Origin of the sequence: Ewingella americana, from assembly GCF_006438725.1 — a bacterium.
Taxonomy (GTDB): Bacteria; Pseudomonadota; Gammaproteobacteria; order Enterobacterales; family Enterobacteriaceae; genus Ewingella; species Ewingella americana_A.
This window is the reverse complement of sequence record NZ_RCZD01000006.1, coordinates 87,884-108,435: the sequence shown is the minus strand read 5'-3', so window position 1 is coordinate 108,435 and position 20,552 is coordinate 87,884. Positions and strand designations below refer to the sequence as shown.

Annotated in this window: 14 protein-coding genes; 6 read left to right on the top strand and 8 right to left on the bottom strand. The window is 55.2% G+C overall.

From position 1 onward, the window contains the following. Positions 1-244 precede the first annotated feature (244 nt). From bglX to malT, 3 genes are all read right to left on the bottom strand, one after another. On the bottom strand, positions 245-2,542 hold the full coding sequence (gene bglX, locus EAH77_RS12895; protein WP_140473223.1) for a beta-glucosidase BglX: 2,298 nt from the start codon (positions 2,540-2,542) through the stop codon (positions 245-247). Between the two features lie 268 nt (positions 2,543-2,810). After that, complete coding sequence (locus EAH77_RS12890; RefSeq protein WP_140473222.1) at positions 2,811-3,095, bottom strand: YjcB family protein; 285 nt, start codon at positions 3,093-3,095, stop codon at positions 2,811-2,813. Positions 3,096-3,353: 258 nt separating this feature from the next. Beyond that, positions 3,354-6,077 carry an HTH-type transcriptional regulator MalT gene (gene malT / locus EAH77_RS12885; RefSeq protein WP_140473221.1) on the bottom strand — a complete coding sequence of 908 codons (2,724 nt, stop codon included), beginning with the start codon at positions 6,075-6,077 and terminating at the stop codon, positions 3,354-3,356. A 296-nt stretch (positions 6,078-6,373) separates the two neighbouring features. On the opposite strand from malT, the gene malP reads away from it, so the two are divergent. Both malP and malQ read left to right on the top strand, forming a co-directional pair. Further along, positions 6,374-8,779 carry a maltodextrin phosphorylase gene (gene malP / locus EAH77_RS12880; RefSeq protein WP_140473220.1) on the top strand — a complete coding sequence of 802 codons (2,406 nt, stop codon included), beginning with the start codon at positions 6,374-6,376 and terminating at the stop codon, positions 8,777-8,779. Between the two features lie 10 nt (positions 8,780-8,789). Beyond that, the gene (gene malQ / locus EAH77_RS12875) at positions 8,790-10,880 is read left to right on the top strand and encodes a 4-alpha-glucanotransferase (RefSeq protein WP_140473219.1); all 2,091 of its coding nucleotides are present in this window, start codon (positions 8,790-8,792) and stop codon (positions 10,878-10,880) included. 50 nt (positions 10,881-10,930) lie between these two features. Here malQ and EAH77_RS12870 read toward each other — a convergent pair whose 3' ends face one another. The 5 genes from EAH77_RS12870 to malE all read right to left on the bottom strand — a co-directional run bounded on the left by EAH77_RS12870 (position 10,931) and on the right by malE (position 15,429). Further along, complete coding sequence (locus EAH77_RS12870) at positions 10,931-11,215, bottom strand: HigA family addiction module antitoxin (RefSeq protein WP_140473218.1); 285 nt, start codon at positions 11,213-11,215, stop codon at positions 10,931-10,933. Further along, the gene (locus EAH77_RS12865) at positions 11,215-11,493 is read right to left on the bottom strand and encodes a type II toxin-antitoxin system RelE/ParE family toxin (protein WP_140473217.1); all 279 of its coding nucleotides are present in this window, start codon (positions 11,491-11,493) and stop codon (positions 11,215-11,217) included. The genes EAH77_RS12870 and EAH77_RS12865 overlap by 1 nt, the downstream gene beginning before the upstream one ends. 179 nt (positions 11,494-11,672) lie before the next feature. Beyond that, positions 11,673-12,563, bottom strand: a complete 891-nt coding sequence (gene malG / locus EAH77_RS12860; RefSeq protein WP_140473216.1) for a maltose ABC transporter permease MalG — start codon at positions 12,561-12,563, stop codon at positions 11,673-11,675. Positions 12,564-12,575: 12 nt separating this feature from the next. Then, positions 12,576-14,144 (bottom strand): maltose ABC transporter permease MalF, encoded by a 1,569-nt coding sequence (malF, locus tag EAH77_RS12855; protein ID WP_140473215.1) that lies wholly within the window; start codon positions 14,142-14,144, stop codon positions 12,576-12,578. Between the two features lie 70 nt (positions 14,145-14,214). Next, on the bottom strand, positions 14,215-15,429 hold the full coding sequence (gene malE / locus EAH77_RS12850) for a maltose/maltodextrin ABC transporter substrate-binding protein MalE (RefSeq protein ID WP_140473214.1): 1,215 nt from the start codon (positions 15,427-15,429) through the stop codon (positions 14,215-14,217). 437 nt (positions 15,430-15,866) lie between these two features. Between malE and malK the strand changes: the two genes are divergently transcribed. The 4 genes from malK (at position 15,867) to EAH77_RS12830 (ending at position 20,517) form a co-directional block, all read left to right on the top strand. After that, positions 15,867-16,976 (top strand): maltose/maltodextrin ABC transporter ATP-binding protein MalK, encoded by a 1,110-nt coding sequence (malK, locus tag EAH77_RS12845; RefSeq protein WP_140473213.1) that lies wholly within the window; start codon positions 15,867-15,869, stop codon positions 16,974-16,976. A gap of 29 nt (positions 16,977-17,005) precedes the next feature. Next, a complete protein-coding gene (locus EAH77_RS12840; protein ID WP_140473357.1) occupies positions 17,006-18,301 on the top strand; it encodes a maltoporin in 1,296 nt (431 codons plus the stop codon). Positions 18,302-18,519: 218 nt separating this feature from the next. Further along, positions 18,520-19,431, top strand: coding sequence for a maltose operon protein MalM (gene malM / locus EAH77_RS12835; RefSeq protein WP_140473212.1), 912 nt, complete (start codon positions 18,520-18,522; stop codon positions 19,429-19,431). A gap of 447 nt (positions 19,432-19,878) precedes the next feature. Further along, positions 19,879-20,517 (top strand): RpiB/LacA/LacB family sugar-phosphate isomerase, encoded by a 639-nt coding sequence (locus tag EAH77_RS12830; protein ID WP_140473211.1) that lies wholly within the window; start codon positions 19,879-19,881, stop codon positions 20,515-20,517. Positions 20,518-20,552 lie beyond the last annotated feature (35 nt).

The window sequence follows — 20,552 nt, the reverse complement described above, 5'->3', positions numbered from 1 at the left end:
CCGCGCTGCAGAAAACCCCCGTAAAGACCTAAGGCATTGAAATTAAGGTTAGCAACTGTTCATTATATATCCAGCAGCCAGGCCGAAATCTGTTCAGATTAAGAAGGGGGGATCAAAGAACAACGACCCCCCCATCCCCGTCATATTTCGAGCTGCAGATGCGTTAGCCACGCTCTGCACCAAAAGTCGGCGCCGCCAGGCGACCCGAAATTGTTTGGGTGTCGAGATTATTTATTCCACTATTTTACTTCAGCAGGAAGCTGGTTTGCTTCAAGTCTTGCGAATCCAATCCAATGAATACATTGAATTTACCCGGTTCTGACGCCCATTTCAGCTTATCGTTGAAGAAACGTAGATCTTTTTCATTGACAGTAAAGGTCACCACTTTTTCTTCGCCAGGTGCCAGGTCGATTTTCTCAAAATTCTTGAGCTCTTTGACCGGACGGCTGATTGAAGCGGCCACGTCTTGCAGGTAGAGCTGAACGATGGTTGCCCCGCTGCGCTTACCGGTGTTTTTCACCGTCACCCTGGCGGTCAGTGGTGCGCTGGCGCTCATGGTGGTGGCTGAAAGCGATACGGCAGAGACGCTGAACTGGGTATAACTCAGGCCGTAACCAAAGGCGAACAGCGGGCCGTTGGTGATATCAAAATAGCGCGAGGTATATTTGTTGGGCTTTTGCGGATTAAACGGACGACCGGTGTTAAGCACGCTGTTGTAGAGCGGAATTTGCCCCACCGAGCGCGGGAAGGTCATCGGCAATTTGCCCGACGGGTTGTAATCACCAAACAGGACATCGGTAATCGCGTGGCCGCCTTCGGTGCCGCTGAACCAGGTTTCCAGCATCGCGTCAGCGATCTCGTTTTCCCATGTCAGGGTCAGCGGGCGGCCATTCATCAGCACAATCACCAACGGCTTGCCGGTGGCTTTCAGGGCTTTCAGCAGGTCACGCTGGCTTTGCGGAATATTGAGTTCGGTACGGCTGGAGGCCTCATGGGCCATGCCTTGTGCTTCACCGACGACAGCAACCACCACATCGGCTTTTTTGGCAGCTTTCACCGCTTCATCAATCATCTCCTGCGCCGGACGTGGATCGTTGATCACCTGTTTTTCGTACTGATTGAGGAAATCGACAATCGCCGGATCGTTGGTGATGTTGGCACCGCGGGCATACAGCAGCGTGGCTTTATCGCCGATGGCCTCTTTCATTCCCTGCAACACAGTAACGGCCTGATTGGCTTTACCGGCGGCTGACCAACTGCCCATCACGTCACGCTGGCTGTCTGCCAGTGCACCGACCAAGGCGATGGTGCCCTTTTTCTGCAACGGCAGGGTTTCATGTTCGTTTTTCAGCAGTACCAGTGAAGTGCGTGCCACTTCGCGGGCTTCTTTGCGATGTAAGCGACTTTCAGCGTTGGTGTCTGCCGGGTCACTGGAGACCGGCCCCAGATGGCGGTATGGGTCAGCGAACAGACCCATGTCCCATTTGGCATTCAGGACGTTACGGACTGCGCGGTCGACCTCTTTTTCCGTCACCATGCCGTCAGCCACCAGGCCTTTGAGGTATTTTCCATACATGTTGTCGGCCATGTCCATATCGACACCGGATTTGAGCGCCATGGCCGCTGCCTGACGATCATCCTGCGCGACGCCATGCAACACCAGACCCCCTATCGCACCGTGATCACTGACAGTCAGGCCTTTGAATTTCCACTGATCGCGTAACACTTCCTGCAATAGCCATGGGTTTGAGGTGGCGGGAATACCATTGACAGAGTTCAGGGCCACCATTACCCCACCAGCACCGGCATCCAGTGCAGCTTTGTAAGGGGGCATGTAGTCGTTGAACATGCGGGTCAGGCTCATGTCGACGGTGTTGTATTCACGCCCCCCCTCGACAGCACCATAGAGCGCGAAATGTTTGACGTTCGCCATTACCGCGTTGGGGGCGGATGGGTCATTACCCTGATAGGCGGAAACCATTTCGTGTGCGAGGCGTGAGGTCAGGTAGGTATCTTCGCCGAAACCTTCAGAAACACGGCCCCAGCGCGGATCGCGGGTGATGTCGACCATCGGTGAGAAGGTCATGTTGAGACCATCGGCTGCGGTTTCTTTCGCGGAAATACGTGCGCTGGTCGCCACGGCGTTCATGTCCCAGCTGGCTGCGAGGCCAAGGCTTATCGGGAAAATGGTGCGCTGACCGTGAACCACGTCATAGGCGTAAAACAGCGGAATTTTCAGGCGGCTGTACTGCACTTGATCTTGCATGCGGCGAATGTCGGGTTTAGTCACCGTATTGAACATACCGCCGACTTTATCGGCGCGAATATCTGCCATGATGGCTTCTTTCGGGTAGTCAGGACCGACGCTGACTAAATTGAGCTGGCCAATTTTTTCATCCAGCGTCATTTGTTTCATCAGATGTGAGACGAACGTTTCGCGCTCTTTCACCTGATTTTGTGGGATACCCGCTGTTTGCTCCGCAAACAACGAGGTGGAACCTGCCATTAACACTAATGCGCCAATCAGGTGGTGGGTATTCATCGAGTATCCTTCAGACAAAAATCGAACTGCTGTAGGGCGGAAATCAGCAGCAAGAAAGCAAACAAGGTAATGATCATACTAAGAAAACTATAGTGTGAATCTAATACGCCACTTCGACTATTAGCAATGAATACTTTTATAAGAAAATAGTTTCAGGAGAGCGAAGCGGCATACCTCGCAATTTACGCTGAATTGAGAGTCTCTGTACAAAACTCTTTAGATGTGGCGCGCAATTTCTGATATTTAGGAATTCATGCAACCGGTTGAATTAATAATAGAAGGGCATGTCGGTGGGGGTTTTGCTCATGGTGTCGAAAAAGACGTCTTTGGTGACAGCCCAGAAATGCGCGATGGCATCTGCGTTGAAGGTCATGCCCATCAGGCTCATAACGAAAAAGCAGGTTACCATCAGACCGGCACCGCTGAAAATAAAGGCCATTGAATTACGGCTGGACTGACGGCAAACAATATTTAGCTGGCTGGTGCAGAACATCAGAAAAGCGCTCAGTAATTCCCAGCGCATCATCATTAAACTGGCCGTTAAGGTACCCATCGAACGTATTCCTATGCAGATTTGTTGCCCGCATCCTGTAAACCCTAATGGCCATCGCGGCGTATTATCGGGAACAAAACGGGCGGCAGAAGATTTAAAAGTGTGACTTGGGTCACATTGTAGCGGGCATTATTTCGAAGCGCAAAATTTCATTGCGCAGAAATTCATCGGTAGCGGGGAGAGGGGATATTTATCAGGCATGAAACCGCCAAAGGCTGGCGGTTTCATTGATGGCGTCATCGGAGCAGATATTGACCCTCAGGCGCCGTAGCCCATGACCTGCAACAGGTGTTGCGCCTGTTGCACCGCATCCTGACGGTGCGTGACACCGAGTTTTTGGTACAAATTGCGGATGTGGGTCTTGATGGTGGTCGAGGCCACCGTCAGCTCACCGGCGATCTGGTCATTGCTGTAACCGGAGTAAATCAGCCCCAGTACCTGCCATTCACGCTGGGTCAGCGGGCTGGTGCGGATAAGCTCCGGCACCTGCGGATGCGTCAGCAATTTGTTCACGAAGCCTTCGTCAAAATGGGCGAATTTATGCCGGTGATGCTGGTTAATATCCCGCAGGATTTTCTGTGCCCGGCGCTGTTCCATCTCTGGCAGTAAGTTGAGCTGAATCAGCTGGCGCAACTGCTGGGCCATCATTTCGCCTTCCATCACAAAATGGCTGACAAACCCGGTACGGTTGGAAATCTCCAGAGCTTCAATAAGTACGCGCTGGGCTTCATTTTTACGGCCTGTATGCCAGTACAGCAGGTTGCTGAGGATCAGGTTACGGTTGAGATCGCTGACCAGTTTCAGCTGGCGGGCGTTGGTGTTGAGTTCATCAATCACCACTTCGGCTTCATCGAACTGCTCCAGCAGAATTTGCACCCGGGCGATATTGCGCCACTGGCCTTGCAGGAAGTGGTTGTCGGCCATGCCCGGTTTGGACGTCTGGTTCAGCCAGCTGCGCGCCGAGGTTTTATCGCCGACCATCTGCCAGTAAATCACCCGCGGTTTGTCGGCATTGGTCAGCCAGTCGGTGTGGTATTGACCATTTTGCAACAGCGTTTCGCAGCGCTGTAAATAACGGTGGGCATTATCGAGATGGCCCCGTGCCAGCGAACATTTGGCCAGCATGGCCAGACACTGCAACTGTTGCTGAGGCTGGAAGTTAGCCAAAACTTCCAGTCCATCCCGGGCGGCGCTTTCGGCGTCGTCGAGACGCGCCCAGGACCATAAAAGTTGTGAGCGCAGACGCAGCAAGAATTCATGCATTGGCAGCTGTTCGAGATGCTGTTCACGCACCAATTCAAACGCCTTGTCCTGCGTTTCATAAGCGGCTTGTAAAAAGCCCTGGGCAATCAAGATTTCACTCTGTTGCAACAGTGCCCACAGGGCGTAGTGGTAAGCTTCGTGACGACGTGCAATCTGCTCAGTTTGCTGCATCAGTGGCAGGGCGCGGCTTAAATCGCCCTTGCAGTGCTGAATTTCACCGGTGACGGAGGTGGCGACAATGCGGCTGTAATAGCTTGAAAAAGGCAGATAGCGCAGCGCCTGCGCCGCCAGCTTTTCGGCTTCATCCTGCTTGCCGTCATTGATAGCGACCTGTGCCCGCAACGCATCGAACTCGGCGCTGAGGGTTTTATCCATCTCGATGTGCTCACGCTGCATTTCGTTTTCGGCGCGTTCGAGCAACATTTCCACTTCACTGTACCGGTGCTGGCTTTGCGCCAGCCAGGCCTGCAGCAGCGCCAGTTTCGGATTCTGAATCAGCCGTTCATACGGTAGCGCATTCAGGCACTCTTCGAGCAGCGCCAGCTCGCTCTGATTAAACAGCGCCCAGGCGTGTTGCAGCAAGATATCGCGCAGTAAATTGGTGTCTTCGGCCCCCAGCGCATGGTGAATGGCTTCGGCCGGGAAACCGAGCGCCAGCCAGCCCTCGGCCGCCGAACGGTGAATCGCCGGTAACTCGCCCGCCAGTTCCCACTGGCAGCGCTGGCGCAGGAACGTGGCGAATAATGGGTGGAAGTTGAACCACTCGCCGCTGTCGTCCATGCGATGAATAAACAGCCCCTGACGCTCCAACTCCTCCAGCCGTTGCTGGCCGTTATCTTCGCCGGTCAGTTTGACGATCAGCGAATCATTCATTGAACGCAGCAGCGAGCAGCGCAGCAGAAAATCGCGGGTCGGCGCATCGACGCGGTCCAGCACTTCATCCACCAGATATTCGGACAGATGGCTGGCGTTCAGCCCGGCCAATTTTTTGGCCGACTGCTGCGCCGAGACGGTAGAGGCACTGGACTGGCGCGCCGAGAGCGCAATCAGCTGCAATGCCGTGGCCCATCCGGCGACGTCGTCGCACAGGCGGCCGCTGTCGGCTTGTTCAATGGGCTCGGCCAGGCGGCAGTCAAAAAATTGCTGCGCTTCAACATGGTTGAAGGCCAGCTGTGCGGCATTCAGCTCCAGCAGTTGATCCCGTACACGCAGGTTGGCGATGCCCAGTTGTGGCAGGGTACGCGACAGCACCATCAAGGTGACATTTTCCGGCTGGTGACGCAGGAAAAAGCGCATCCCTTCGTGGATGGCGTCATTGGAAATCAGATGATAATCGTCAATCACCAGCAGCAGCGGGCGGTGCCAGTCAGACAGTTCGACAAACAGCTGCGCGAACAGCGCCGACAGGCTGGCGTACTGATGCTTCTGACTGAGCGCTTCGCTTTTAACACAGTGCCCGCCGGTGGCCTGCTGAATAGCGGCCACCAGATAGCTGGCAAACCGTTCCGGCTGATTGTCGCTTTCGTCCAGTGAATACCAGCCGAGATCGCTTTTTCCTGCCGCCCAGTGGGCAACCAGCGTGGTTTTTCCGTAACCGGCAGGGCAGGCGACCAGCACCAGGCGGTAATTTTGCGCAGAGGCCAGTTTCGCTAACAGACGATCGCGCACTACGGTATTTTGCAGCCGCACCGGGCGGCTGAGTTTCGAAGGGATCAGCATAGTTATCCATTCTTATGACTGTAAACGAACGAAGGATGTATTTATTTTACAGCGCGTAATTAATATTATTCCTAAGGTCTGCCAATGCAGGAAGTATTGCAAGATTGTTACACTTTTACGTGCCGGTAAGTTGCACTCTGTCACAGTTTCAGCCGTTGTTTTTACACCTTTAAATCCCGTCTGTACTACGCCCTTTATCTCCTCCCTCTCTAATCCCCGGCGGGATGATGCCGCCCGGCAGGCTTACCTTCAGCATACCGTTATCGTCTGCAAAATTACCTGCTCAGAGAGGGCTTATGTCGCAACTCACCTTAGAAAAAATACAGTTTCAGGATGCCCTGACCCGCCAGTGGCAAGGCTTTGGCCTGCAAAGCGCACAGGATATGACGCCGCACCAATGGTGGCTGGCGGTTAGCGGTGCACTGTCTGAACAACTCGCCGCGCAGCCTGTCGCGGAAAAACAGAAACAGGATCAGCGTCACGTAAATTACATTTCGATGGAATTTTTAATCGGCCGCCTGACCGCCAACAACTTAATTAACCTCGGCTGGTACGATACGGTGCGTGATGTGCTGTCTGAGCAGGGCGCAGAACTGGCCGACGTGCTGGAGCAGGAGACCGACCCGGCGCTGGGCAACGGCGGTCTGGGGCGTCTGGCAGCCTGTTTCCTCGATTCAATGGCGACGGTCGGCCAGCCTGCAACCGGTTACGGTCTTAACTATCAGTACGGTTTGTTCCGTCAGTCCTTCAGCGAAGGTCAGCAGCAGGAAGCGCCGGATGACTGGCATCGCGAAAGCTATCCGTGGTTCAGCCACAACAGCCGCCTGGCGGTGGACGTCTCCTTCGGCGGCAAGCTGGTGAAAAACAGCGACGGTGCCGAACAGTGGCAACCGGCGTTCAGCCTGCGTGGCGAAGCCTGGGATCTGCCGGTGGTCGGTTATCGCAATGGTGTCACCCAGCCGCTGCGTCTGTGGCAGGCGACGGATATCCACCCGTTTGACCTGACGCTGTTCAACGACGGGCAGTTCCTGAAGGCCGAGCAGAAGGGCATTGATGCTGCCAGGCTCACCAAAGTGCTCTATCCGAATGACAACCATCAGGAAGGCAAACGCCTGCGCCTGATGCAGCAATATTTCCAGTGCGCCTGTTCGGTGCGCGATATTCTGCGCCGCCATCATTTCCTTGGCCGTAAGATTGAAGATCTGCCTGATTTTGAGGTGATCCAGCTTAACGATACCCACCCGACCATCGCCATTCCTGAGCTGCTGCGTATTCTGCTCGACGAACATCAGCTGGAATGGAACGCCGCCTGGGCTGTCGTCAGCAAAACCTTCGCCTACACCAACCACACGCTGATGCCGGAAGCGCTGGAGTGCTGGGATGAGAAACTGGTCCGCAGCCTGCTGCCGCGCCATTTTTCGCTGATCAAACAGATCAATGCCCGCTTTAAGAAGGTGGTGGAGAAACAGTGGCCGGGTGATAACGCGGTGTGGGAAAAGCTCTCTGTGCATCAGAACAAACAGGTGCGCATGGCTAATCTCTGCGTGGTCAGCGGGTTTGCGGTCAACGGTGTGGCCGCGTTGCACTCTGATTTGGTGGTGAAGGACTTGTTCCCCGAATATCACCAGCTGTGGCCGAATAAATTCCACAACGTCACCAACGGCATCACGCCGCGCCGCTGGCTGAAACAGTGTAATCCGGCGCTTTCGGCGCTGATCGATGAGAGCCTGAAAACCGAATGGGTCACCCATCTGGATGCGCTGGCGGGGCTGGAGAAATTCGCCGATGATGCCGCCTTCTGCGGGCGTTATCAGCAGATCAAATATGACAACAAAGTGCGCCTGGCCGCCTACGTTAAGCAGCGCATGGGTATTACGCTCAACCCGGAGGCGATTTTCGACGTACAGATTAAACGCCTGCACGAATACAAACGTCAGCATCTCAACCTGCTGCACATTGTGTCGCTCTACCGTAAGCTGCGCGATAACCCACAGATGGACATAGTGCCGCGCGTATTCCTGTTCGGGGCCAAAGCGGCACCGGGCTATTATCTGGCGAAAAATATTATTCATGCGATCAATAAGGTGGCAGAGAAGATCAATAACGATCCGATCGTCGCCGATCGCCTGAAAGTGGTGTTTATTCCTGATTACCGTGTTTCAGTCGCAGAGTTGATGATCCCGGCGGCGGACGTCTCCGAGCAGATCTCAACGGCGGGCACCGAAGCGTCCGGTACCGGCAACATGAAGCTGGCCCTGAATGGCGCGATCACTGTCGGCACGCTCGATGGGGCTAACGTTGAAATCGCCGAACAGGTTGGCGAAGAGAACATCTTTATCTTCGGTAACACTGTCGATCAGGTCAAAGCCCTCAAGGCGGGTGGTTATGACCCGCTAAAGTGGCGCAAAAAAGACCAACACCTCAACGCGGCGCTGAAAGATCTGGAAAGCGGCCTGTTCAGCGATGGCGACAAAAATGCTTTCAGCCTGATGCTCGACAGCCTGCTGACCGGCGGTGATCCGTATCTGGTGCTGGCTGACTTCGCCGAATATTGCCAGGCACAGCAGCAGGTGGACGCGTTGTACCGTGATAAGACGCAATGGACGCGACGTACCATTCTCAATACTGCCCGTGTCGGTATGTTCAGTTCAGACCGCTCGATCCGCGATTATCAGCAGCGGATCTGGCAGGCGAAGCGCTAAAGGAGCAGTAATGGAGAGCAAGCAACTCGAGCAGGCGGCGATCGAAGCAGGGATCGCCGCCGGCTACATCAACGCACATGGCAAGCAGCAGGCAATCGCTGCCGCCACCAAACGGGAACTGCTGGAGGCGATGGGCTGGAAGCCGGGCCAGCAACCGGTCAGCGATGCGCCGGTGCCGGTGGTGAAAGTGTTCGTCAAAGGCAGCCGTCTGGCGTTGCCGGTCGGCGGTGAAGGTGAATTCCAGTGGCAGTTAGCGCTGGAAGGGGGCGCGGTCCAGCAGGGGCGTACCAGCGCGAAAATGACGCTGGCGCTGCCCGGCAGAATTCCCACCGGCTATCACCAACTGACCCTCACTCAGGAGAGCCAGAGCTGGACGTGCCGCATTATTGTCGCCCCGAAACGCTGTTATGAACCCGATGCGCTGCTGGCGGGCAAAAAACTCTGGGGCGCCTGCGTGCAGCTTTATACCCTGCGCTCGGAAAATAACTGGGGTATCGGTGATTTCGGCGATCTGCGCCAGCTGGTCAATGAGATGGGCCAGCGCGGCGGGGCCTTTGTCGGCCTCAACCCGATTCATTCACTCTATCCGGGTAACCCGGTGGCGGCCAGCCCCTACAGCCCGTCATCGCGGCGCTGGCTGAACGTGATTTATATCGACGTCAGCGCGGTGGAAGATTTCCAACTGAGCGAAGAAGCTCAGCGCTGGTGGCATGAGCCGCAGACGCAGAAAACCCTGAAAGCCGTGCGCGACAGCGCCTGGGTGGATTACGCCCACGTGATGCCGTTAAAGCTGGCCGGATTACACCTGGCGCATCAGCGTTTTGTGACGCGCAGCGCCAGCGACCCGATGCAAAAGGCCTATCAAAAATTTGCCCGCGAAGGCGGCGAAAGCCTCTATCAGCAGGCGGCGTTTGATGCATTGTATGCCCATCTGGCCAGGCAGGGCGAAGCGCCTAATGGCTGGACGCACTGGCCGGAGAAATACCGCAGCGCGCAAAGTGCCGCGGTGAAAGCCTATTGTGAACAGTACGAAAGTGAAGTCGATTTTTACCTGTGGTTGCAGTGGCTGGCCGAATGGCAATTTGCCCGCTGTTACCACGACAGCCAGCAGGCTGACATGCCGATTGGCCTGTACCGCGATCTGGCGGTCGGCGTGGTGGAAGGCGGCGCGGAAACCTGGGGCGACCGTGATGTTTACTGTCTGAAAGCCTCGGTGGGCGCACCGCCGGATATCCTCGGCCCGCTCGGACAGAACTGGGATCTGCGCCCGATGGATCCGCACGTCATGGTGAAGCGCGCTTATCAGCCGTTTATCGATCTGCTGCGTTCCAATATGACCAGCTGTGGCGCATTGCGTATCGATCATGTGATGACGCTGCTGCGGCTGTGGTGGATCCCGCAGGGTGAAACGGCGGACAACGGCGCCTACGTGCAATATCCGGTGGACGATCTGCTGGCGATCCTCGCGCTGGAGAGCCAGCGTCACCGCTGCATGGTGATCGGTGAAGATCTGGGCACGGTGCCGGTGGAGATCGTCAGCAAGCTGCGTGAAGGCGGGGTTTACTCCTACAAGGTGTTGTATTTTGAGCGCGACACCGAGAACAACTTCCGCGCGCCGCAGTCCTACCCGGTACAGGCGATGGCGACCATCACCACCCATGACCTGCCGACGCTGCGCGGCTACTGGCAAAGCGACGATCTGGCACTGGGTAAAAAACTCGGTCTGTACCGTGACGAAGAGGTGCTGGAAGGACTTTACGCTGACCGCGCCCGCGCACGGCAGGGTCTGCTTGACGGTTTGCATCACTATGGTTGTGTGCCGAAAGCCACCGGCCACAAAGCCGATGCGATGGGCATGACGCCGACGCTCAACCGTGGCCTGCAACGTTATGTGGCCGACAGCGCCTGCGCCCTGTTGGGGCTTCAGCCCGAAGACTGGCTGGACATGCAGGAGCCGGTCAACATTCCCGGCACCAGCGACGAATACCCCAACTGGCGCCGTAAACTGACCCGCACGCTGGAAGAGATGTTTGCCGACGACGACGTCAATAAACTGATCAAGGATCTGGATAAACGGCGCAGGAAAGTGTCCGTGAGTTGATTGTTTTTGACGGGATAAAAGGGTTTCCGGCAGTGTGCGGAAACCCTTTTTTATGCCGCCACTAAGCGGTGAAGATGGCTGGTATCAACCGCCAGTTCGGCCTGCCACAGACTGTAATTATTCTGCAGGTTCATCCAGAATTTAGGGGAGCTACCCAGAACGGCGGCAAGCTTAATCGCCATCTCAGGAGAAATTGCCGCAGTACCAACGACGATGCGCTGAACTGTTGATGGAGCAACACCCAGCGCGCGGGCTAATTCACGGATCCCGACGTTTAATTCTTCGAGCATTTCTGCAATCAGTTCACCCGGATGCGGTGGGTTAAACATAGTCATCAGTGATAATCCTCGTAATCTACGATGTATGCGTTGCCGTCAATGAACTCAAACGTAACGCGCCAATTTCCAGTAATGGTCACGGACCATATTCCTCGCCTGTCGCCCTTTAGCGGGTGAAGCCGGTATCCGGGTAAATCCAGATCCTCAACAACGTCAGCGGCATCAAGAGAGGCCAGCCGCAGCCGAAGTTTTGAAGCAAGACGAGAATCGATTCCCTCGGCGCTTCCAGTTTCAAAAAACTTACGCAATCCTTTATGTTTGAAATCCTTAATCATTAACATCTTCTTTTAACTGTTGCGCCTTGAGAAACAGTATAGCTCGGTGTTTCTCAAGGCGCAACAGGCATAAAAAAACGGCCTTTTCAGGCCGCTCAAGACTTCAGACACAGAGGTATTTCCAGGAACCAAACAAACCACAACAAGGGCATTGCAGTAAATTCGAAATAAAGGGCAATCTAGCCTTTCACACCCCCGGCGGTTAAGCCGCCGACCAGCCAGCGCTGGGCCACCAGGAACACGGCGGTGATGGGTATTGCTGACAGAATCGCGGCGGCGGCGAAATCTCCCCACAGGTAGTTTTGCGGGTTGAGGTATTGCTGCATGCCGACCGCCAGGGTGTAGCTGTTGACGTCGCGCAGCAGCAGTGACGCCACCGGCACTTCGGTAATCGCGGCGATAAACGACAGAATAAACACCACCGCCAGAATTGGCACCGACAGCGGCAGCAGCACCAGCCTGAACGCCTGCCATGGCGTGGCGCCGTCGAGCGCGGCGGCTTCTTCCAGCGAGTTATCAATGGTTTCGAAATAGCCTTTGATGGTCCAGACGTGCAGCGCAATGCCGCCCATGTAGGCGAAAATCACTCCGCCGTGGGTGTTCAGACCGAGGAACGGCACGTACTGGCCGAGACGGTCAAACAGGGCATAGAGCGCCACCAGTGACAGTACTGCCGGGAACATCTGGAAAATCAGCATACTTTTCAGCAGGGTGCTTTTGCCGCGAAAACGCATACGGGCAAAGGCATAGGCGCAGGTGGTAGAGAGCGCTACGATGCCAATCGCGGTGATCACCGCAATTTTGATGGAGTTCCACAACCACAACATCACCGGGAACGGCGGCGGGGTGACGCTGCCGTCGGCGTTGGTTACCGCCATGCCGAGCGCCAGTTTCCAGTGATCCCACGACACCTGATCCGGAATAATGCTGCCGGTGGCGAAGTTACCCGGCCGCAGCGAGATGGCGAACACCATCAACAGCGGGAAGAGGATCAGCGCCACAAAACACAGCAACAGCAGATGTGTGACGAACAGCCTGAGTTTTTGCGACTTCGGTTTAACCATGGGCATGTCTGTTTCTCCTTAGTCGAATTTCATACGTGAAGCTTTCAGATTGATGATGGCGAGTGCGCCGACCAAAATGAAAATCAGCGTGGCGATGGCCGCCGCCAGCCCGAAGTCCTGCCCGCCGCCGCCTTCAAAGGCGATGCGGTAGGTGTAGCTGACCAGCAGATCGGTGTGGCCGGCTGGCGTGGTGGTGCCAAGCATATCCGGGCCGCCGTTGGTCAGCAGCTGGATCAGCACGAAGTTATTAAAGTTAAAAGCAAAACTGGCGATCATCAGCGGCGTCAGCGGCTTTATCAGCAGCGGCAGCGTGATGCGGAAGAAGTTCTGCATCGGCGTGGCGCCGTCCATCGCGGACGCTTCGTAGAGATCGTCCGGCACGGCTTTCAGCAGGCCCATGCACAGGATCATCATGTACGGATATCCGAGCCAGGTGTTGACGATGATGATCATGGTTTTGGCGGTCATCGGGTCGCTGAACCACGCCGGTTTGATGCCAAACAGGCTGCTGAGCATCAGGTTGATTTCGCCGAAACTCTGGTTGAATAACCCTTTGAAAATCAGAATCGAAATAAACGCCGGTACCGCGTAGGGCAGGATCAGCAGCACGCGGTAAACCGCTTTGCCTTTCAGCTCCTCCCACTGCACCACGCAGGCCAGCACCATGCCGACGGCCACGGTCAGCACCACGGTCAGCAGCGAGAAAATAATGGTCCAGACGAAGATCGACAGGAACGGCTTCTGGATGCCGTCGTCATGCAGTACGCGCAGGAAGTTGGCCCAGCCGATATTCACGGTATAACCGGGGCTGAGTTTTTCTGCCTGCCATTCGCCCTGAGCATTCACCGCCTGATAAAAACCGCTCTCCATGTTAGGGCGGTAAATCACGCCGGTCTGCACGTTGGTCAGCTGTTTGCCGTCATCGGCTTTTTTGTACAGCGGCTGGCTGCCGGAGAACTGGCGCAGAGAACTCATGCGTAGCATTTCGCCATCGGGCAGTTTGGCGGTCAGTTGCCCCAGCGCCTGACGGTTTTGGGTGATCACCCGCAGCCCGGCTTTGTCGCCCTGCGGCATCGCGTCTGGCGCGAGGGTCAGGGTTTGTGGCGTGGTGGCGTTGAACTCAAAGGGGGCGGAGACCAGTGTGTCACCGCTGTCCGGTATGCTCAGCGCCAGACGCCACTGAGTGGCTCCGGCAGGGTAAAGGCCAAAGGTGTAGGCTTTATCGGCCTGGAACTGGCGGTCCATCAGCACTGACTGCGCACGTTCGAAGGTCAGCTGGTTGGTGCTGCTGTAGTTGGTGAAGGCGATAAAAATGGTACACACCAGCGGGAACAGCACGAATAACGACATACCGGCGAGGCCGGGATAGACGTAGCGCCATGAATAAGCACGGCGGTTGGCGTAAATATACAGGCCGACGGAGGAGAGCAGCAGCGTCAGCATGGCAAACAAATATTCCCCCTGGGCATACATCAGTACGATCAGGTAACCGGTGATCAGGGCGAACAGGCCGACAATCAGCCATTTCAGGACATCGCTTATCTGCCGTTTTTTGCGAAGAGGCAGTCCGGTTTGAGCTGCTTGCATAGACTCGTCATCCTTCAGGTTGAAGCTGTGGCGTGAAGGCGGTAATGCGCTTCACGCCAGTTTTTACGTGTTATTTGGTGACGCGGGTTTCGGCTTCTTTCAGTGCTTGCTGCACGGTCTGACGGCCGTTAATGGCGTTGATAATGGCGCTGCGTTCGGCGTACCAGAAAGCACTCATCTGCGGGATATTTGGCATGATTTCACCCGTTTTGGAGTTCGCCATGGTGGCGGCGATGCGCGGATCTTTTTCCAGCTGTTCCTGATAAGACTTCAGTGCGACGGCACCCAACGGTTTGTCTTTATTGACAGCGGCCAGGCCTTCATTGGTCATCAGGTAGTTTTCGAGGAACTCTTTGGCGAGCTCCTTGTTCGGGCTGGCCGCGTTAATCCCCGCCGTCAGCACACCGACAAATGGCTTGGATGGCTTACCGTGGAAGGTAGGCAGCAGGGTGACGCCGTAGTTGATTTTGCTCTTATCGATATTCGACCACGCCCATGGGCCATCGATGGTCATCGCGGTCTGGCCTTTGTTGAAGGCCGCTTCGGCGATGGAGTAATCGGTGTCGGCGTTGATGTGCTTATTCTTCACCAGATCGATGATGAACTGCAGGCCAGCCTGTGAACCTGCGTTGTTGACGCCGGTGTCTTTGATGTTGTATTTGCCGTTCTCGTATTTGTACGCATAGCCGCCGTCAGCAGCGATGATCGGCCAGGTGAAGTAGGGTTCTTGCAGGTTCCACATGATGGCGCTTTTACCCTTGGCGCGCAGCTCTTTGTCCAGCGCTGGGATCTCTTCCCAGGTCTTCGGGGCTTCTTTGATAATGTCTTTGTTATAAATCAGTGACAGCGCTTCGACGGATACCGGATAGCCAATCAGCTTGCCGTTGTAGGTGACGGCGTCCCAGGTGAACGGGAAGAGTTTATCTTTGAACGCCTGATCCGGGCTGATTTCAGCCAGCAGGCCAGACTGTGCGTAGCCGCCAAAACGGTCATGCGCCCAGAAAATGATGTCCGGGCCGTCGCCGGTAGCCGCCACCTGCGGATATTTCTCTTCCAGTTTATCCGGGTGTTCTATTGAGACTTTAATGCCGGTGTCTTTTTCGAACTTTTTACCGACTTCCGCCAGGCCGTTGTAGCCCTTGTCACCGTTGATCCAGATAACCAGTTTGCCTTCTTCAATTTTGGCAAACGCGGAAGAGGACAACACCAGCGTGGCCAACGCCGAAACGGCCAGAGTGTGTTTGACCAATGTTTTTATATGAAGAGTCTTGATGCTGAGAGTCATAATCCAATCCTTTTAGGTCCGGTAGGGAGTCGGGTTCTTATTCGATGTTCGTGTTCTTAGAGGAAATAAGAAAAGCTTGCCGGACCAGTGTCGGCGATAAGGCCGTGCGGCTTCATCATCCCCCTCTCTACGCCCCCGGCTCTGGTTGTGTGATCCAGTTAACACTGCTGGGCTTTCTGTGGGGTATCACTCAAAAATATGGGTCGTATTTTGCCATTCAGATCACGAATTTGATCTTTGCTATGAACTTTCAGCCGGTTACGCAAAATGCTCATCCTCCTTCCTCCTCCCCCATGAAAAACTTTGTTACGGATGATTACCAAACCTGCCTGTTCCCTCACTCTTGCTGACATTCAGTTTCCTTGCTGACAAGGCACATCACCTCGTCGTTGCCTTGCCTCACAGGACATTTTTACCAGTCAGTTCAGGAGTCGGGTATGGCGGGCGTATCACTTCGTAATCTCTACAAAGCCTTTGGCGACACAGTGATCTCAAAAGACGTGAACATTGAGATTGAAGAGGGCGAGTTTGTGGTATTTGTCGGGCCATCCGGTTGCGGGAAATCCACCCTGTTACGCATGATTGCTGGTCTTGAAGACATTACCTCCGGCGAATTGCTGATTGGTGGACAGCGCATGAATGAAGTCCCGCCGGCTGAACGCGGCATCGGGATGGTGTTTCAGTCCTACGCCCTTTATCCCCACCTGTCGGTGGCGGAGAACATGTCTTTTGGCCTGAAACTGGCCGGCACTAAAAAAGCCGAAATTATCCAGCGGGTCAATCAGGTGGCCGAGATCCTGCAACTGGCGCACCTGCTGGACCGCCGCCCGAAAGCGCTCTCCGGCGGGCAGCGTCAGCGCGTGGCGATTGGCCGCACGCTGGTGGCAGAACCCAACGTATTTTTGCTCGATGAACCCCTTTCTAACCTCGATGCGGCGCTGCGTGTGCAGATGCGCATTGAGATCTCCCGTCTGCATAAGCGCCTGAAACGCACCATGATTTACGTCACTCATGACCAGGTCGAAGCCATGACCCTGGCCGACAAAATCGTGGTGCTGGATGCCGGTCGCGTGGCGCAAATCGGTAAGCCTCTCGCGCTTTACCACTACCCAGCCAACCGCTTTGTGGCCGGGTTTATCGGCTCACCAAAAATGAATTTCCTGCCGGTGAAAGTCACCGGTGCTGAACCCGAGCGTGTGCAAATCGAACTGCCTGACCGTCAGCGCATCTGGCTGCCGGTGGAAGGTCACGAGGTCACGGTCGGTTCAAACCTGTCTCTGGGGATCCGCCCTGAACACTTATTACCGAGCGATATCGCAGAAGTGACGCTGTCCGGTGTGGTGCAGGTGGTCGAACAGCTCGGCAACGAAACCCAGATTCATATCGAGATCCCGGCAATTCGTCAAAACCTGGTGTACCGCCAGAACGACGTGGTGCTGGTAGAAGAAGGTGCAACATTCGCTATTGGCTTGCCGCCACATCGCTGTCACTTGTTCCGCGAGGACGGGACTGCGTGCCGACGGCTACACCCAGAGCCGGGCGTTTAAAGCACGCATCCCCCTACAGGAGAACAATGATGATAACTCTGCGTAAATACTCTCTGCCGCTGGCTGTTGCGGCGGGTATTCTTTCTACACCGGCAATGGCAGTGGACTTCACCGGTTATGCGCGTTCCGGCATTGGCTGGACCGGCAGCGGCGGCGAGCAACAATGTTTCAAGGCAACGGGTGCTGACAGCAAATACCGTCTGGGTAACGAATGTGAAACCTATGCTGAGTTAAAGCTTGGACAGGAAGTATGGAAAGAAGGGGATAAGAGCTTCTACTTCGACACCAACGTGGCGTACTCCGTGTCACAACAGAACGACTGGGAGTCAACCGATCCGGCTTTCCGTGAAGCGAACGTTAAAGGTAAGAACCTGATCGAATGGCTGCCAGGCTCCACCATGTGGGCCGGTAAACGTTTCTACCAGCGTCATGACGTCCACATGATCGACTTCTACTACTGGGATATCTCCGGCCCAGGTGCGGGTCTGGAAGATGTTGATCTGGGCTTCGGTAAATTGTCCATCGCGGCAACGCGTAACACCGAAAGCGGCGGCTCTTACGGCTATATCGCCGACCAGCGTAACGAAATGCCGACCTCCAACGACGTCTTCGACGTGCGTCTTGCCGGTATGAATATCAACCCGGGCGGTGTGCTGGAGCTGGGTGTGGATTACGGCCGTGCCAATGCGCGCGACGGCTATTCACTCTCTGACGATGCCACCAAAGACGGCGCGATGCTGACGGCGGAACACACGCAAAGCATCTATAACGGCTATAACAAATTTGTCCTGCAATACGCCACTGACTCAATGACCGACCCGACCAGCGGTGCGGCAACGGGCCACTCAAACGGTGCCAGCATTAACAACAATGGTCACATGGTGCGTGTCATTGACCATGGTGCTATCGACTTCAACGACACCTGGAGCCTGATGTACGTGGCGATGTACCAGGACGTGGACCGTGACAACAACAACGGCACCACCTGGTACACCGTGGGTGTGCGCCCGATGTACAAATGGACGCCAATCATGAGCACCCTGCTGGAAGTCGGTTATGACAACGTGAAATCCCAGCGGACCAGCGATACCAACGGTCAGTACAAAGTGACGCTGGCGCAACAGTGGCAGGCGGGTAACAGTATCTGGTCACGTCCGGCCATTCGTGTCTTCGCGACGTATGCCAACTGGGATGAAAAATGGGGTTACGACACTGACAGCGGCGCAAACAACGGTCTGGCTATGAACGACACCAGCACCCGTACTTTCAGCCGCGGTAATGACAGTGAAGTAACCTTCGGCGCCCAAATGGAAATCTGGTGGTAACTTTTCCCGTCATCCTTCGCGCTGTGGGGGCGTTGGCTGCCCGTCCTCGCCCCGGTCACGTACTTATGTACGCTCCCGGGAACTTGGCCGGTTGCCGCCTTCCCACAACACGAAGGCTATAGGGAAAAGCCGAGTTCTATATTGGCTTTAAGATGTGCTGGCTGGCGGGATGTTTCGGCTGACCGCCAGCCTTCATGGTGATTCAAAAGGAAATAACGATGAAAAAAAATCTGCTGTCACTGTGTCTGTCGCTGAGCCTGATGGCTGCTGTCCCTGCCGGAGTGAATGCGGCGCAAAATGATGCGTCGATTGCACCGGTGATCTCGGCTCAGACTTTACATAATTTATCGTGGACGCCGCTGGTTCCGCCGGTGACGCAGGATGTCACGCTGAGTACGTCGGGCGTGCAAATTAATCAGGGCGATATTCAGGGCGCGGTAGGTGCATTTGCGCTGCCAGCGGACCGGGGATCGCTCGAAATCACCCTGACCAGCATCGCGACCGGTAAAACGGTGTATGCGCCGAATGTGCTGGTGCTGGACGAACAGATGCGTCCGGCGGCTTATTACCCGTCGAGCTACTTCCCGTATGAAAAACCAGGGATCGTCTCCAGCGACCGTCTGGAAGGTACCCTGAAACTGACGCCAGCGCTGGGTCAGAAACAAATTTACCTGCTGGTGTACACCACGAAGCAGGATCTGGCTGAAACCACCCAGATGACCAACCCGGCTAAAGCCTATGCCGCTGGTGTCGGTAACGCGGTGCCGGATATCCCGGACCCGGTAGCCCGCCACACGCCGTCTGGCATGCTGAGCATTAAAGTTCGCGCCGAGCAGAAGTCCGGCAACATCATGATTGGCCAGGCACTGAGCTTTAACAGCGCCGAAGATGCACCTGCCGCTGCACCGGTTGTCGTCGGTCAGTCACCGGCTGCGCGCGCCGCTGCTCCAGCTGCACCGGCTAAACCGGCCGAGCCGCTGCTGTCGGATTCTGAAACCTATTTTAACGACGCGATTAAGAAAGCCGTGAAAGCCGGTGATGTCGATAAAGCCTTAAAACTGCTGGATGAAGCCGAACGTCTGGGTTCGAAAACCGCCCGTAAGACCTTTATCGAAAGCGTTAAGCACTGATCGCTAAGCTCCCCCGGCAAGGGGGAACCGTTCTTTGATTTCGATACTGCTTATTATTTTATTCGCCCTTTATACTTAGGGGCGAATAAAACACATGAATTCGTGTTGTTTTGATATAAGCAATATTTATTAAAGACAAGGATCAGTTAACCCCCGGTGGAAAAATCTCCGCAAATATGGCTGTCTGACAGTCTCAGTTATACCCAAACGCACGTTAGCGTTGACCTCGCCAATTATCACCATGAATAGTCACTATCCTGCTGTACCGCCTGGCCACATCATGCCTATATTTAAGGATAAATCGAACGGGAATGGGCATTGTGCTGGCCGGAAAACCGCCGCTGCTGGGTTAAGTTTGGGAGCCATATCACGCAATGGCGCTGTTCAACATGGCAATAAAACGCTATCATTTAAAAATGAAACGGTGTTTTATTAATTGGAGCGAACATGAAAATTGCATTGATGATGGAAAACAGCCAGGCCGCTAAAAACGCATCGGTTCTGAAAGAGCTGAAAACCGTGGCGGATGAGAAATCTTACCCGGTTTACAATGTCGGCATGAGCGACGAGCAGGACCACCATCTGACCTACATTCACCTAGGCATCATGGCGAGCATTTTGCTCAACGCCAAAGCGGTGGATTTTGTGGTCACCGGCTGCGGTACCGGGCAGGGTGCGATGATGTCGCTGAATATTCATCCGGGTGTGATTTGCGGTTACTGCATCGACCCGGCCGATGCTTACCTGTTCGCCCAGATCAACAACGGCAATGCGTTGTCACTGCCGTTCGCTAAAGGCTACGGTTGGGGCGCCGAGCTGAATGTGCGCTTCATTTTTGAGAAAGCGTTCACCGGCGTGAAAGGCGAAGGCTATCCGGCGGATCGTAAAGAGCCGCAGGTGCGCAATGCCGGGATCCTCAATCAGGTTAAAGCTGCCGTGGTGAAAGAGAACTACCTCGACACCCTGCGCGCGATTGATCAGGAACTGGTGAAAACCGCCGTCAGCGGTCCGCGTTTCCAAAAATGCCTGTTTGAAAACGGCCAGAATAAAGAGATTGAAGACTTTGTCCGTACGCTTTTAGCCTAAACCTCCCGTGCCCCGCTCTCATGGCGGGGCGATGT